The following is a 14,972-nucleotide window of genomic DNA, read 5'->3' as shown; positions in this document are numbered from 1 at the left end:
GGTGTATGTTCCCTGAACGCTCTTCCACGGTTGTCGAAGGCGTATTCCCATTCGGCGAATTGTTGCCGGCCCACACGTCATCTCACCGCGGGGAGCAAAGATGACCTCACGCCACACCGACCACGTGCTCACAGCCCGGAATCCAGGGGAGCCCGCCGAATTCCTGGCGAGCCACCCCGGCTACGAGCTGACCCGCGGTCTCGACCGGTTGCGTCGCACGGAGTACTCCTACCTCGACGAGCAGAACCACCTGTACCTGGACTTCGCGGGCTCGGGTCTCGCGGCGGCGTCCCAGCACGAGGCCCACCAGCGCCGGGTGCGCGGCATCCTGCCCGGCAGCCCGAGCACGACCGCGCCCGCGATCGACCACGCCCGCCACGCCGTGCTCCGCCACCTGAACGCGTCGCCGCACGAGTACACCGTCGTGTTCACCGCGAACGCCTCGGCGGCGGCCAGGCTCGTCGGTGAGCGGTACCCGTTCGGCAGGCACGGCAGGCTCGTCCTGACCTCCGACAACCACGAGTCGGTCAGCGGCGTGCGCGAGTTCGCGGCGACGACCACCGTGATCGCGACCCAGCGCCCCGACCTGCGCGTCTCCACCAGCACGGTCATCGCCGCGCTCGGCCGCAAGCGCCCCGACCGCAGGCGCGGCCTGTTCGCGTTCCCGGCGCAGAGCGGGTTCACCGGCGTGCAGCACCCGCTGGGCTGGATCGACATCGCCCGCGAGCGCGGCTACGACGTCCTGCTCGACGCGGCGGCGTACCTGCCGACGAACACCCTCGACCTGAGCATGGTGCGCCCGGACTTCGTCACGGTGAGCTGGTACAAGGTGTTCGGCTACCCGACCGGCGTCGGCTGCCTGGTCGTGCGCCGCGACGCCCTGTCCCGCCTCGGGTCCGCGCTGGAGGACAGCAGCCTCAACTTCCTGTCCATCCCGGACGTCGAGGTGGGACTGTCCCTGCTGGCGGACACCGGTGTCGAGCTGATCTCCCGCCGCGTCCGCTACCTGACCGGCTGGTTCCTCGACCGCCTCACCACGCTGCGCCACGGCAACGGCACCCCCGTGGCCCGCGTGTACGGGCCGACCACGACGGTGGCCAGGGGCGGCATCGTGAGCTTCAACCTGCTGGACCCGACGGGCCGGGTGCTCGACGTCCGCACGGTCGCCGAGGAGGCCACGTCGGCGGGCATCTCGTTGCGCGCGGGCGGTTCCGGCACGCCCGGCGCGGGCACGAACGCCGCCGAGCTCTGCCCGAGGTCGCTGCGGGCGCTGCTCCGGCACGGGACGCGGCACGTCGGCGAGTCGCTCGACGTGGCGGGTCTGCCCAGCGGCGGCACCGTGCGGGTGTCGTTCGGGGCGCCGTCGGCGGTGCGGGACGTGGAGCGCTTCATCGCGTTCGTGGAACGGCACTTCGAGGACCGGCTCGCGGACGAGCCCGCGTGACCGGAGGGGGCGGCCCCTACCGCCCCCTCAGTGCGTTCACCGCCATTCCATTGCAACGAAATCAATCGATCGTTGCGTTAAATTCAGGACCGTTGCAATGATTTCACGCCATCTAACTGCATAAATACTGATCAAGCGCAACAAAGTCTTTGCCGTATCCACGAACGCAACGTAGCTTTTCCAGTGTCGGAAACAACGAGCACTGGAGCTGAGCGCGATGCGCACCTTCACCACCCCCACCCCCATCTCCACCGTCCTGGACATCCCCGCCGGACTCGTCCGGTTCATCGCCGCCGACCGGACCGACACCACCGTCGAGGTCCGGCCCGCGGACGCGGGCAGGTCCCGCGACGTCGAGGCCGCCGAGGGGACCGCGGTCGACTACCGCGACGGCGTCCTGCGCGTCCAGACCCCCACGACCAACCAGCTCCTCGGTCCCTCCGGGGCCGTCGAGGTCACCGTCCAGCTCCCCGCGGGCTCGCACGTCGAGGCCAAGGCCGCCAGCGCCGAGGTCCGGGGGGTCGGACGGCTCGGCGAGGTCGCCTTCGACGGCGCCCACGGCGCGGTCAAGCTCGACGAGGCCGCGGGCGTCCGCCTCACCACCCACGCGGGCGACGTCTCCATCGGCCGCCTCACCGGCTCCGCCGAGATCAGCACCGGCAAGGGCGACATCCGCATCGCCGAGGCCGTGCGCGGCACCGTCGTGCTGCGCACCCAGGCCGGTGACGTCGCGGTCGACGCCGCCACCGGCGTCTCCGCCTCGCTGGACGCGGGCACCACCTACGGGCGGGTCCACAACGCGCTCACCAGCAGCGGGAACGCGGGCGACCGGCTCGACGTCCACGCCACCACCTCCTACGGCGACATCACCGCCCGCAGCCTCTGACCAGCACGGGGAGGACGAGAACGATGAGCACCACCCAGGACTACCAGGCCGCGGAACAGCTCCTCCGGCGTCCCGCCCGCCCCGGCGAACTCGTCGTCGGCGACCGGGTCAGACCGCGCTGGATCGACGGGGGCGCCCGGTTCTGGTACTCGGTGAGCACCGGCGCCGGCAGGCGGTTCGTGCTGGTCGACCCCGCCGCGGGCACCCGTGCGCCCGCGTTCGACCACGCTCGGCTGGCCACCGCGCTGGCCACCGCCTCCGGGCAGCCGGTCGACCCGGACGCCCTGCCGTTCGCGGCGATCGAGCTGAACGGCGACGCCGTGGAGTTCGCCGCGTTCGGCGAGCACTGGCGCTGCGACCCGGAGGGCCGCACCTGCGAGCGGGCCGAGTTCACGCCGCCGGGCAGCCCGCTGGACGTGCCGTCGCCCGACGGGAGGACCGCCGTGTCGCAGCGCGGGCACGACCTGTGGGCGCGCTCGCTGTCCGACGGCCGCGAGTGGGCGCTGACCACCGACGGCGCGGACGCCCACCGGTACGGCCCCGGCCCGGACTCCACGAGCAACGGCACCCTGCTGCGCAAGATCGGCCTGCCGCACCTGCCGCCCGCGGTGGCCTGGTCGCCCGACTCGACGAGGGTGCTGGCGCACCGGACCGACGAGCGCCGTGTCCGGCTGACCCACCTGGTGCAGGCCAGGCCCGCCGACGGCGGCGCCCCGGTGCTGCACGCCCAGCGGTACGCCTACGCCGGGGACGAGGACGTGCCGCTGGCCGAACTGGTCGTGCTCGACGTCGCGAGCGGCACGGTGGTCCGCGCGCGGACCGAGCCGCTGGTCATGACGAGCGCGTCGCCGATCTCGACCGGGTGGGCGTGGTGGGCCCCGGACGGCTCGGCGGTCTACTTCCTCGACCGGCCCCGCGACCCGCGCACGCTCTCCCTGCGCAGGCTGGACCCGGTCACCGGCGAGGTCACCACCGTGCTGGAGGAGACCGGGCCCACCCGCGTCGAGCCCAACCAGTGGCTGTACGAGCCTCCGATCGTGCGGGTGCTGGCCGACGAGGTGCTGTGGTACTCGCAGCGCGACGGCTGGGGCCACCTGTACCGGTACGACCTGCGCACCGGCGAGCTGCTCGGCCGGGTCACGACCGGTGAGTGGGCGGTGCGGCAGGTGCTGCACGTCGACGAGGCCGAGCGGGTGGTCCACTTCACCGCCTCCGGGCTGGTCGAGGAGGACCCGTACCGGCGCACGGTGTGCCGGGTCGGTCTGGACGGCACCGGTTTCGCCGTGGTCACCGACGACGGGCTGGACCACGTCGTCACCGTGTCGCCGGACGGGAGCACCTTCCTCGACTCCGCGTCCACTGTGGACACCCCACCGGTGGCGGCGCTCCGCGACTGGTCGGGGCGGGTGCTGGTCGAGCTGGAGCGGGCCGACGTCGGCAAGCTCACCGCCACCGGCTGGACGCCCCCGGAGCGGTTCCGCGTCAAGGCGGCCGACGGGGTGACCGACGTCCACGGCGTGCTGCACCGGCCGCGCGGGTTCGACCCGTCCCGGAGCTACCCGGTGGTGGACAGCCTCTACCCCGGCCCGCAGGTCACCAGGGTCTCGCCCAGCTTCGACCCCGGTGCGACGGGCCTCGACGCCGAACCGCTCGCGGCGCTGGGCTTCGTGGTGGTGGCGCTGGACGGGCGGGGCACGCCGGGGCGGAGCAAGGCCTTCCACGACGCCTCCGCCGGCAGGCTGGGCGACGCGGGCGGCCTGGTCGACCACGTCGCGGCACTGCGGCAGCTCGCGGAGACCCGGCCGTGGATGGACCTGGACCGGGTGGGCGCGTTCGGCCACTCCGGGGGCGGTTTCGCCGCGGTGCGGGCGATGCTGGACCACCCCGACGTGTACCGGACCGGCGTCGCCCTCTCCGGCTGGCACGACGCCCGCTGCTTCAACCCCGGTTTCGTGGAGACCTACGACGGCGTGGACGTCCCCGAGGTGTGGGCGCGTTCCTCGAACACGGACCTCGCGGACCGGTTGGCGGGCCCGCTGCTGCTCGTGCACGGCGAACTCGACGACCAGGTCCACCCGGACCACTCGCTGCGGCTGGCGGACCGGCTCGTCGCCGCCGACAAGGACTTCGAGCTGCTCGTCGTGCCGGGGGCCGAGCACACGTTCATCGACTGCCTGGCCTACGTCCGCAAGCGCTGCTGGGACTTCCTGGTGCGCGAGCTGATGGGCGTGCGCCCACCGGCCTACCGCCCGGCCCCCATCGGCATCGACCCCGAGGCGCTGGGAGAGATGTTCTCCTGACGCAGGACGCTAGACCCCTCGGGGCACCAGCCCGTTGAGGTGGGCGTAGACCACGGCGTGGACCCGGTCGCGCAGACCGAGCTTCGCGAGGATGCGGGACACGTGGGTCTTCACCGTCTCGTCGCCCACGTGCAGCTCGGCCGCGATCTCCGCGTTCGTGCGCGCCTCCGCGACCAGCAGCAGCACCTCCCGCTCCCGCGCGGTCAACTGCTCCAGCCCCGGCGCGGTCGCGGCGGGCGCGATGCTGCGGGCGAAGCGGGCCACCAGGCGCTGGGTGACGGACGGGTCGATGAGCGCGTCGCCGCGGGCCGCCACGCGGATCGCGCTGATCAGCTCCTCCGGCGGCAGGCTCTTCAGCAGGAACCCGCTGGCACCCGCGCTGAGGGCCCGGTAGACGTACTCGTCGCTGTCGTAGGTGGTGAGCACGACGACCTTCGTGCGGTTGTCGGGCGCGGCGAGGATGGCCTCGGTGGCGCTCAGGCCGTCGAGCTTCGGCATCCGGACGTCGAGCACGGCCACGTCGGGGCGGAGGCGGGCGACCTCGGCGACGGCGGCGCGGCCGTCCGCGACCTCGGCGACGCAGTCGAGGTCCGGCTGGGTGTCGAGGATGGCCCGCATGCCCGAGCGGAGCATGGCGTGGTCGTCGGCGAGCAGGACGCTCAGCATGGTGGGGCGGTCTCCAGGGGGAAGGCTACGGCGGTGCGCCACGTGCGCCCGTCGGGGTCCAGCCCGCACGTGGTGACGCCGTGGAACAGGCGGGCCCGGTTGCGGATGCCCTCCAGCCCGCGGCGGTGCCCCTCGGCGCGGGCGCCGACCAGGGCGGGCACGCGGTTGGTGGTGGTCAGCGCGAGGGAATCCTCCCGGAACGCCAGTTCCACGTCCACACCCGACGGGTCGCCGTGGCGCAGGGCGTTGGTCAGCATCTCCTGCACGATGCGGTACAGCGTGATGCCGAGCGACTCCGGCAGCGCGCGGGGCACGCCGGACGTGGTGAGCCTGGCGGGTATCCCGGCGGCGCGCACGCCCTCGAACAGCTCGTCGAGGTTGTCCAGGCCCGGCTGCCGCGCGCTGTCGGTGTTGTCGCCGTGCAGCAGGTCGAGCAGGTGCCGCAGGTCGATCATCGCGGCCCGGCTGGCGGTCTCGACGGCGCTCAACGACGTGGCGAGCGGCGCGTTCCCCTTGTCCAGCCCCAACCTCGCGGCGCCCGCGTGCAGGTTGATGGCGCTCACGTGGTGCGCGATGACGTCGTGCAGGTCGCGGGCGATGGCGCTGCGCTCGGCCGCTATGGCCCGCGCCAGCGCCTCCTCGGCGTCGCGCCTCTCGCGCTCCGAGCGCTGGTCCAGCTCGGCGATGTGCGCCCGCCGCTTGATCGTGTAGCGGCCGACCAGCCACGGCAGGAGCGACCCGCTGACCACCTCGAACGGCAGCGCCTTCAGGTCGCCCGCGCCGTCGTGGACGGCGAAGTGGGTGGCGACCAGGCCCAGTGCCATCGTGGCGAGGGTGGCGAACGCTGGCGCGCCCACCAGCCAGGCGCCCGCCCGGTAGGCGGCGATCATCATGCCCGCGTCGTTGCCGCAGAACTTCAGGGGCCGCTCCAGCACCAGGGGTATCAGGATGTACACGCCGGTGTGCGCCACGGCCACGACCCCGGACAGGCGGGCGGGGCCCGCGAGCGCCAGGTCCACCACGACGATCAGCAGCAGCCCCACCACGGCCATCCCGGAGAACGGCAGGGGTGCCTTGATGACGTACACGTAGGCGTCGGCGAACAGGCACACCAGCGCCACGAGCAGCGACTGCCGGGTCAGCGACACCCTCGGGTCGTCAGTGCGCCTCCACATCCCCCTCACAGCGTCGATCCTCCGCCCCCGCGCGCCGCCGCGAGTCCCCCGCCAGGGGGATCCACGGTCCCCCCGGGGGCTCGGGTCCCTCTCGCGGGGGAGGCGGGTTCACCCCCGACCGTGACGATCCCACCGCCCGCGATCCCTAGGTTCGACGGCGATGGGGGCGATGATGAGAGCGATACTGGTGATCTTGTGCGCGGTCGGCTTCGCCTGGGGCGGAACGGTTCCGGCGCTCGCGGACGGCGCGCCGGGAGCAGGCGACATCCAGGTCGCGCAGACCATGGGCGACCGCGAGCTGACGGTGGTGCTCCGGCGGGTCGAGCCGGTGCCCGGCCCGGTGCACGTGGACGTGGTGACGCACGTCGGCAGCCCGGCGGGTGACTTGAGGCTGAGGTTGAGCCGCGACGGCACGGCGGTCAGCGAGACGACCGTGCGGCTGACGGCGGAACCCGGCTTCCACACCGGCACGCTGCGGGTGGACGGGCCGGGGCCGTGGGAACTGGCGCTCGACGACGGGCAGCGGGTCGCCACGATCCCGTTCGTGGTGCCCGCGCGGGTGATGTCACCGCCGCAGAACGCGGCCTACGGCGGGTTCGTCGCGGCGGGCGCGCTGATGCTGGTGACGCTCGTGGTGGCGCTGCGCCGCGGCGGCGTCGCCGCGTTCGCGCCCGCGGCGGGTGTGGTCGCGGCGCTGGCCGTGGCGGTCACGGCGGCGCTGCTGTCGTCGTCCGTGCCACCGCCACCCGCTCCGGGCAGCGACCTCGACCCGACGGTGGACAACGTCACCGACCCCTACGCCAACGCGCGGGCCGCCGCGGTGGACCACTCGCGCCCGCCGGTGAACCTGGTCGCCACGGCCGTGGGCGACGACCTCCGGCTGGCCCTGACCGACGGGTCGACCGGACGGCCGGTGGACGACCTGCTGGTGCACGACAACGCGCTGGCCCACCTGGGCGTGGTGTCGCCGAGCGGGAAGCTGTGGCACCTGCACCCGGTGCGGGTCGGGCCGGGCGACTACCGGGCGAAGCTGGTCGCGCCCGAGCCTGGCCGGTACGCGGTGGCCGTCGAGATCGCCCGCCGGGGCGGCGGCAGGCAGCTGCTGCGCACCACGGCCGCGCTGACCGCCTCGGGCACGGCGGTGCCCGCCACCGAGGACGTCGACCTGGACCGGAGGATCGCCGCGGCGGGCTCGCCGAGCACGGTCACCGCCCGGTTCGGTGCCGACGACCTCCAGCCGTGGCTGGGGATGCTCGGCCACATGGTCGTGGTCGGGCCGGTGACCGGGGAGGTCGCGGACGCGCCGGTGTGGGCGCACGTGCACGCCATGACCCCGCCGGCACCGGGGATGCCGGACGAACCGGACGAGAGCGTCGCCGCGTTCGGGCCGGACGTGCCGTTCACCTACACCTTCCCGCTGCCCGGCCGGTACCTCGTGTGGGTGCAGGCCGAGCGCGGCTACGCGGTGCGCACGGTGCCCGCGGTGGTCGACGTCCCGGCGGCCGGGGGTGCGGCTCGATGAGCAGGCGCACGGTCGTCGCGAGCGCGGTGCTGGCGGTGGTGGTCGCGCTGGTGGCGCTGGTGGTCCGCTCGACGGCGGGTGGCGGCGCGACCACCGCGTCCGCCTCCGGTGAGCGGTACACCGTCCGGCTCTCGGTGGAGGACCCGCGCACCGGCCCGAACTCGCTGGGGTTCGAGGTCACCGACCGGTCCGGGGCGCCGGTCCTGCCGGACGAGGTCACCGTCGAACCGGTGATGCCGCAGATGGGGCACGCGCTGGCCCCCGTCACCGCACTACCCGAGGGGCGCGGCCGGTTCCGCGCCCCCGCCGCGGACCTGCCGATGGCCGGTCCGTGGCAGATCACCGTCTCGCTGCACGACGCGAGCGGTGTCGACCACGTCGTTCTTCCGTTGCTGGTGAAGGGATAAGGGGAACCGAACATGGATCTCACCGCGTCGGGGGCCTCCGTGGCCACGACGACCAAGGCCGTGCCGCGCGGGATGACCGCGGCGAGCTTCGTGCTGGGCGGCACCGTGCTGTCGCTGACCGGGCTGACCTGGGACATCCAGTGGCACAACGACGTCGGGCCGGACACGTTCTTCACGCTGCCGCACCTGCTGCTGTACTCGGGCAGCGCGTTCTCCGGCATCGCGAGCCTCGTGGTCGTGCTGGTGACGACGGCCGCGCAGCGCTCGGGCAAGGCGGTGGACCCGATGGTCGGCGGCCGGGCGGTCGCGGTGCTCGGCCGCGCGTTCGCCGCGCCCGTCGGCTACCTGATCTCCGGCATCGGCGCCGCGTCGTTCCTGCTCTACGGCCTGTGGGACCAGTGGTGGCACGGCCTGTACGGGTTCGACGCGACGATCGCGTCGCCGCCGCACATCGGGCTGCTGCTGTCGATCACGATCACGATGGTCGGCGCGGTCATGGTGTTCGCCGTGGCCAGGTCGCGGACCTGGGGCCTGGCGTCGGCGCTGGTCTCGCTGGCGGTGCTGCTGACGTTCAGCACGGTGACCGCGATCGGCCTGTCGGAGATCGACGCCGGGCCGGTGAACACCGTGACGGTGGGCCTGTCGTTCCTGTGCGTGCTCATCGTCGTGATGGGTGCCCGCCTGCTCGACCGTCCGGGCGGGGCGCTCGGCGTCGCGCTCGCGGTGGCCGTGCTCCAGGGCGTGTTCTGGTGGTTCTCGCCGTGGGCGACCGAGGCCTACGCGAACGCGATCGGCCTGCCCATGCGCGACTACGTCGACGGCGTGCCCGCGCTGCCCGCGCTGATGCCGATGAGCCTGCCGCTGGTCGCGGTCCTGGTCGAGGGGCTGCTGGCCCTCGGACGCCGCGACGGCCGGTCGCTGAGGGTGTTCGGGCTGGTCGCGGGCGCGATCGGCGGCCTGCTGGTGGCGGCCGCGGCGCCCGTGCAGAACAACTGGCTGTACGGCAACGGGTTCCCCCCGACCGCGGGGATCGTCGGCACCGCGGTGGCCGGTCTGGTGTTCGGCGCGCTGGGCGGCCTGCTCGGCGTGCGCTTCGGCGGGATGCTGCGGCACCTCGCCCCGGTTCGGGAAGGGCGGTAGCGGCATGAGGAGGACCGTGGTGGCGCTGCTCGGCGTCGTCGGGCTGCTGTTCGGCACGGCGGGCACGGCGCTCGCGTACGAGCCGGTGAACGTCGTGCACACCGAGCGGGTGCAGGCCGGGCCGTACTCGCTGACCGTCGGGTTCAGCACGTGGCCGGTGAAGGCGCTCCAGTCGCTGGACTTCACGTTCGTGCCGGACGGCGGGATCGAGGGCAGGAGCGGCACGCTGTCGGTGTCCAGGCCCGATGGGAAGAGGGCGGGCAGGCCGGACCCGCTGGTGCGGCACCCGCGCAAGCTGGAGGTGTGGGGCCTGGACATCACGGCGCTGCCGGACCCCGGTGACTGGACGTTGGCGTTCGCCGTCGACGGCCCCGACGGACCGGGCACCGGTCGGCTGGTGCTGCCCGTCCAGGAGCAGCCCGGTCCCCCGATGGGGTTGAGTTGGGCGATCAGCACCGTGCCGCTGTTCGGCCTGGTAGCGCTCATCGTGATCGCGTGGCGCAGGACGCGCGAGGACACCTCGGTTTAGTGCTGGGCGGTCTCCTGGGGAACACTGGTGGCGCCCACCCGTCCGGCGGATACCCAGGAGGCCGACCCCCCGTGCGACGCAGGAACATCGCGACGACGCTGGCGGCGCTGGCCCTCGGGGCGATGCTCGCCGCCACCTTCCACCAGGAGGTGGCGCCGAGGCTCGGCCTCCCCGACGTCGCGGCGCCCGCCGGGTCGCGGGACGGCGGGCAGGCCCAGGCGGCGGCCCCGACGGACCCGTGCGCCCCGGTCATCGCTGGCCTGTCGACCCGGCAGCAGCTCGCGCAGCTGCTCCAGGTGGGGGTGAAGCCGGAGAACTCCGAGGACGCGGTGGCGATCGTCACGGCCGAGCAGGTCGGTGGCATCTTCATCGGCGGCGACGCGCCCGGTCTGCTCACCGGGGGCGCGCTGGCGCTGGTCAGGGCCGTGTCGAAGCTGCCGATCACGGTGTCGGTGGACGACGAGGGCGGTCGCGTGCAGCGGATCGACGCCATGGACGGCCCGCTGCCCAGCGCCCGCGCCATGGTCGCCGCGAACTCCCCCGAGCAGGTCCGCGAGCTGGCCAAGACGCGCGGCGGGCAGCTGCGGGCCAGGGGCGTGACGATGGACCTGGCCCCGGTCGTGGACACCAGCGCGCAGGCCGACGACACGGTCATCGGCGACCGGTCCTGGAGCGCGGACCCGGCCGTCGCCCGCGCGTACGCCGCGGCGTTCGCCGCCGGGCTGCGGGACGCCGGGGTCCAACCCGTGCTCAAGCACTTCCCCGGCCACGGCAACGCGAGCGGCGACTCCCACCAGGGTCTGGTCGCCACGCCGCCGCTGGCCGAGCTGAAGACCAACGACCTGGTGCCCTACCAGGACATCCAGTCCTACGGTCCGATCGCCGTGATGGTCGGCCACCTCGACGTGCCCGGCCTGACCGACGGCACGCCCGCCACCCTGAGCCCGGCCGCCTACCAGCTGCTGCGCACGGAGTACGCGTTCGACGGGGTGGTCATGACCGACGACCTCGGCGCGATGAAGGCCGTCACGAACCTGGTCGACCTGCCCGAGGCCGTGCGGCAGGCGCTGGCCGCGGGTGCGGACGTGGCGCTGTGGTCGAACGGCGGCCGGGTCGGCGAGGTGCTGGACGGGCTGGAGCAGGCCCTCGGCAACGGCGGTCTCGCCAAGGAGCGGGTGTCCGACTCGCTGCACCGCGTGCTGAGGTCCAAGGGCGCGTGCTGACCCGCCTCGACGCCCACCGCGCGGCGGCCACGACGCTGACCGGGCTCGACGACGGGGAGCTGGCGGCGCTGCTGGAGGGCGCCACCCCGCTGGGGACGGGCATCGGCGGCACGGCGGCGGCGCTGGACGTCGACGGCGTGCGGGTGTTCGTGAAGAGGGTGCCGCTCACGGACCTGGAGCTGCGGCCGGAGAACGTGCGGTCCACGGCGAACCTGTTCGGGCTGCCGACGTTCTTCCAGTACGGCGTCGGGTCGGCGGGGTTCGGCGCGTGGCGGGAACTGGCCGTCCACGAGAAGACCACGGCGTGGGTGCTGGGCGGCGAGCACGCCGGGTTCCCGCTGCTGCACCACTGGCGGGTGCTGCCCGGCTCGACGCCGCGGGAGGACGACGACGACCTGGAGCGCACCACCGCCTACTGGGGAGGGTCGGCCGGGGTGCGCGCCCGCCTCGAAGCGCTGCGCGACTCGTCGGCGCACCTGGTGCTGTTCCTGGAGTTCCTGCCGCGGACCGTGCACGAGTGGCTGCTGGAGCGGGTCGCCGACGGCGGGCTGGACGCGGCGATCCCGCTGGTGCACCGCGAACTCCTCGCGACCGCGGACTTCCTGCGCTCGCGCGGGGTGCTGCACTTCGACGCGCACTTCAACAACCTCCTGACCGACGGGGAGCGCCTCTACTTCGCCGACTTCGGGCTCGCCATCAGCTCCGACTTCGACCTCTCCCCCGCCGAGCGGGACTTCTTCGCCGCGCACCGCGACTACGACCGCCACTACGTGGTGTCGCACCTGCTCGGCTGGTTCGACCGCAACCTGGACCCGGTGCCCGAACCGGCGGCGGTGCTCGCGCGGCGCTACCGCGCGGTCGCGGACGCGATCGCCCCGTACTACCGGCAGTTGCGGGGCCCCGACCGCGACACCCGCTACCCGAGCGCCGCGCTGGAGCGGGCGTGGGAGTTGCCGGAGGGCCCGTAGCCGGGGAAGGTGTGGCGATGGGAACCTCGGAGGAGCGGGACGGCGTCGCGCTGACCAACCTGGACCAGCCGTTGTTCGACGGGTCCGAGGCGACCAAGCGCGACCTGGTCGACTACCTGGACGCGGTGTCGGACAGGATCGTCCCGGTGCTGGCCGACCGGCCGCTGTCGGTGGTGCGCGTGCGGCCCGGCCAGGCGCCGTTCATGCAGAAGAACCTGCCGAAGTACACCCCGGAGTGGGTGCGCAGGCAGCCGATCTGGGCCGAGGCGTCGAAGCGGGAGATCTCCTACGGCGTGTGCGACGACCGGCGGACGCTGCTGTGGTTCGCGAACCAGCGGGCGGTCGAGTACCACCCGACGCTGTACCCGCGCGACCGGTGGAACCACCCGACGCACCTGGTGCTGGACCTGGACCCGCCGCAGGAGGACGCGTTCCACCTGGCCGTCCGGGCCGCGCACCTCGTGCGGCGGGCGCTCGCCGACTCCGGGCTGGAGGGCGCGGTGAAGACCAGCGGTGCCAAGGGCGTGCACGTGTTCGTGCCGATCGTGGACACGCCCGCGGACGACGTGGCCGCCGCGTGCCGCGCGCTCGCGGCGCGCGCCGAACGGCTGGACCCCGACGTGGCGACGACGGCGTTCATCGTGGACGACCGCGGCGGCAGGGTGTTCCTCGACTCGACCCGCGCGGGCGGCGCCACGGTCGCCGCGGCGTACAGCCCCCGGCTGCGGCCCGGCGCCCCGGTGTCGTTCCCGGTGTCCTGGGACGACCTGGACCGCGTGTCGCCCGCCGACTTCACCCTGAAGACCGCCGCCGGGCTGCTCGGCGACCGCGACCCGTGGGCGGAGTCCATGCCCGAGCCGCTGGCGCTGCCCTCGGACCTGGTCGCCGAGGGCCACACCATCCCCGTCGCCCGCGTGCAGGCGATGCACGAGGGCAAGCGCCGAGCCAAGGCCCGGCGCGGGGAGTAGCGCCTCAGCGCGCCAGCACGTCGGTGTTGTCGACGTGCTGGTCCACCGAGCCCCGCCACGACAGCGCCGCGACCTCCGGGTCGGAGAGGGTGGCGCGCAGGGCGTTCGCGAACCGCTCGGCGTGCAGCACCTGGAACGGCCGGTCGTGGTACGGGCGGGTGGTCGGGTCGACCGGCTCGGTGAGGCCGAGCGCGTTGTGCCGCGCCGCGACCGCCTCGTACGCGCGGGCGAGGTGCCGTTCGCGGTCGCGCCAGCCGGTCGCGGTCACCACCGCCAGCAGGTCCGGCGCTCCCGCGAGACCGGCGTACTGGCTGCCCGCCCACTTGCCGTACAGCGGGTAACGGCGGGCCATGAGCAGGCACAGCCGCATCAGGTCGCGCACCAGCCTGGCCGCCACGACGGCGGAGCCCAGCTCGTCGCCGACCTCGCCGCACCGCCCGACGAACGCCTCCTCCTGCGAGAGCCGCCGCCACTGGCACGCCAGCACGTACCGCCACACCTCGTCCGGGTACCAGCTCAGCCGGGCCCGCGCCACGCGCAGCTCGCCCAGCCCGTCGTGGAAGACCGCGCCCGCGGTGGCCTCGGCCAGCGCCTGGGTGGGCGTGCCCAGCCAGGAGGCGGTGTCGACCGGCCCTCGGGGGTCGAACCCCAGGTGCTCCTCGGCCCAGGCGCTGAACGACAGCACGTCCACGCGGTGGCGCACCGGCCCGTCCGTGGCCTCCATGACCCCGATCGGCCCGTCGCCCGCGAAGTGCGTGGGGTAGCCGAGGAACGTCTTGGGCAGGTGCTCCGACAGCATCCGGCTGATCTCGGCCTCGTCCGCCGTGACGAACAGCTGGAGCCGAGGCCCCCACTCGTGGTCGGCCGACCGGGCCGTGTCGAACCCGAACACCTCCGACCCCTGCCCGATCCGCGCGGACCCGTGCGGCACCGGCCCGAAGTGCTCGTGCAGCAGCGGCCGCACGGCCTCGTCGTAGAACCGGCGCGACAGCTCCAGCCCCGGCACGAAGTCCGTCACCCGGACACCGCCGCGCACGCGGTCCTCGACACCCGGCGCTCGCGCGCGGGCCTGCTGAACGACACGGTGTTCTCCCCCCGGAGCCGCGGACGCGGCAGCCGCAGTCTGCCGCATCCGCGAACCCCCGCACCACCGCGTCGGCCCGGCCGGACGCGGACGAGGTGCACCCCCTGCACCAGCGACCCGAGGGCCGTGCCGGGCGGCCACGCCGAGGTGTCCCGGCCAGGCCGCGAACAGCGCGGCGCAGGCCGCCCTGCCGACTCAGGAGGGCAGCGGCGCGTGGCTGGGCACGGCCAGCCTGTTCCACGTGTTGATGGTGATGATCGCCCACACCAGCGCCTGGTACTGGGGTTCGGTGAACACGGCCGTCGCGCGGTCGTAGACGTCGTCCGGGACGTCCTGGGTCACCGAGAGCCGGGTGACGGCCTCGGTGAGTTCGAGCGCGGCGCGCTCCTGCTCGGTGAACAGCTCGGTCTCGCGCCACGCGCTGAGCACGTAGAGCCTGCGCGGCTCCTCGCCGCCCTTGACCGCGTCCCTCGTGTGCATGTCGAGGCAGAAGGCGCACCCGTTGAGCTGGGACGCCCTGATCTTGACCAGTTCGAGGAGCGACTTGTCGAGCCCGTGCTCGCGCGCGGCGCGGACGACCTCGCCTTCGAGTGCGATCATGGCCTTGTACGGTCCGGCCAGGCCGGGACTCATCTGGATTCGTTTCGACACGCCTCCGAC

General features: G+C 73.8%; 14 protein-coding genes. 10 read left to right on the top strand and 4 right to left on the bottom strand.

All coding sequences use genetic code 11. From position 1 onward, the window contains the following. Positions 1–100 precede the first annotated feature (100 nt). The 3 genes from VFZ92_RS27925 (at position 101) to VFZ92_RS27915 (ending at position 4,630) form a co-directional block, all read left to right on the top strand. Positions 101–1,444, top strand: coding sequence for an aminotransferase class V-fold PLP-dependent enzyme (locus VFZ92_RS27925; protein ID WP_330879027.1), 1,344 nt, complete (start codon positions 101–103; stop codon positions 1,442–1,444). Between the two features lie 217 nt (positions 1,445–1,661). Next, positions 1,662–2,330 (top strand): DUF4097 family beta strand repeat-containing protein, encoded by a 669-nt coding sequence (locus tag VFZ92_RS27920; protein WP_330879026.1) that lies wholly within the window; start codon positions 1,662–1,664, stop codon positions 2,328–2,330. Positions 2,331–2,353: 23 nt separating this feature from the next. Beyond that, a complete protein-coding gene (locus VFZ92_RS27915) occupies positions 2,354–4,630 on the top strand; it encodes a S9 family peptidase (RefSeq protein ID WP_330879025.1) in 2,277 nt (758 codons plus the stop codon). Between the two features lie 9 nt (positions 4,631–4,639). On the opposite strand, the gene VFZ92_RS27910 is transcribed toward VFZ92_RS27915, so the two are convergent. Together VFZ92_RS27910 and VFZ92_RS27905 are read right to left on the bottom strand one after the other, a co-directional pair. After that, a complete protein-coding gene (locus VFZ92_RS27910; protein ID WP_330879024.1) occupies positions 4,640–5,296 on the bottom strand; it encodes a response regulator transcription factor in 657 nt (218 codons plus the stop codon). Further along, complete coding sequence (locus tag VFZ92_RS27905) at positions 5,290–6,471, bottom strand: sensor histidine kinase (RefSeq protein WP_330879023.1); 1,182 nt, start codon at positions 6,469–6,471, stop codon at positions 5,290–5,292. Before VFZ92_RS27905 ends, VFZ92_RS27910 begins: the two co-directional genes overlap by 7 nt. A 172-nt stretch (positions 6,472–6,643) precedes the next feature. On the opposite strand from VFZ92_RS27905, the gene VFZ92_RS27900 reads away from it, so the two are divergent. From VFZ92_RS27900 to VFZ92_RS27870, 7 genes are all read left to right on the top strand, one after another. Then, positions 6,644–7,993, top strand: a complete 1,350-nt coding sequence (locus tag VFZ92_RS27900; protein ID WP_414720034.1) for a hypothetical protein — start codon at positions 6,644–6,646, stop codon at positions 7,991–7,993. Beyond that, positions 7,990–8,400, top strand: a complete 411-nt coding sequence (locus VFZ92_RS27895; protein WP_330879021.1) for a FixH family protein — start codon at positions 7,990–7,992, stop codon at positions 8,398–8,400. The genes VFZ92_RS27900 and VFZ92_RS27895 overlap by 4 nt, the downstream gene beginning before the upstream one ends. 12 nt (positions 8,401–8,412) lie before the next feature. Next, on the top strand, positions 8,413–9,540 hold the full coding sequence (locus VFZ92_RS27890) for a hypothetical protein (protein ID WP_330879020.1): 1,128 nt from the start codon (positions 8,413–8,415) through the stop codon (positions 9,538–9,540). A 4-nt stretch (positions 9,541–9,544) separates the two neighbouring features. Then, a complete protein-coding gene (locus VFZ92_RS27885; RefSeq protein WP_330879019.1) occupies positions 9,545–10,069 on the top strand; it encodes a hypothetical protein in 525 nt (174 codons plus the stop codon). A 122-nt stretch (positions 10,070–10,191) separates the two neighbouring features. After that, a complete protein-coding gene (locus tag VFZ92_RS27880) occupies positions 10,192–11,292 on the top strand; it encodes a glycoside hydrolase family 3 N-terminal domain-containing protein (protein WP_414720036.1) in 1,101 nt (366 codons plus the stop codon). Next, positions 11,286–12,260 carry a hypothetical protein gene (locus tag VFZ92_RS27875; RefSeq protein WP_330879017.1) on the top strand — a complete coding sequence of 325 codons (975 nt, stop codon included), beginning with the start codon at positions 11,286–11,288 and terminating at the stop codon, positions 12,258–12,260. Before VFZ92_RS27880 ends, VFZ92_RS27875 begins: the two co-directional genes overlap by 7 nt. Positions 12,261–12,277: 17 nt before the next feature. Further along, the gene (locus VFZ92_RS27870; RefSeq protein ID WP_330879016.1) at positions 12,278–13,228 is read left to right on the top strand and encodes an ATP-dependent DNA ligase; all 951 of its coding nucleotides are present in this window, start codon (positions 12,278–12,280) and stop codon (positions 13,226–13,228) included. Between the two features lie 4 nt (positions 13,229–13,232). On the opposite strand, the gene VFZ92_RS27865 is transcribed toward VFZ92_RS27870, so the two are convergent. Both VFZ92_RS27865 and VFZ92_RS27860 read right to left on the bottom strand, forming a co-directional pair. Beyond that, entirely contained in the window at positions 13,233–14,246 is a 1,014-nt protein-coding gene (locus tag VFZ92_RS27865) for a DUF4037 domain-containing protein (protein ID WP_330879014.1), read from the bottom strand. A gap of 261 nt (positions 14,247–14,507) precedes the next feature. After that, the gene (locus VFZ92_RS27860) at positions 14,508–14,963 is read right to left on the bottom strand and encodes a carboxymuconolactone decarboxylase family protein (RefSeq protein ID WP_330879013.1); all 456 of its coding nucleotides are present in this window, start codon (positions 14,961–14,963) and stop codon (positions 14,508–14,510) included. Between the last annotated feature and the right edge of the window lie 9 nt (positions 14,964–14,972).

Source organism: Umezawaea sp. (genome assembly GCF_036375055.1).
Taxonomy (GTDB): domain Bacteria; phylum Actinomycetota; class Actinomycetes; order Mycobacteriales; family Pseudonocardiaceae; genus Umezawaea.
Note: the sequence above shows the minus strand (reverse complement) of the source record. Positions and strands in the feature narration are given on the sequence as shown.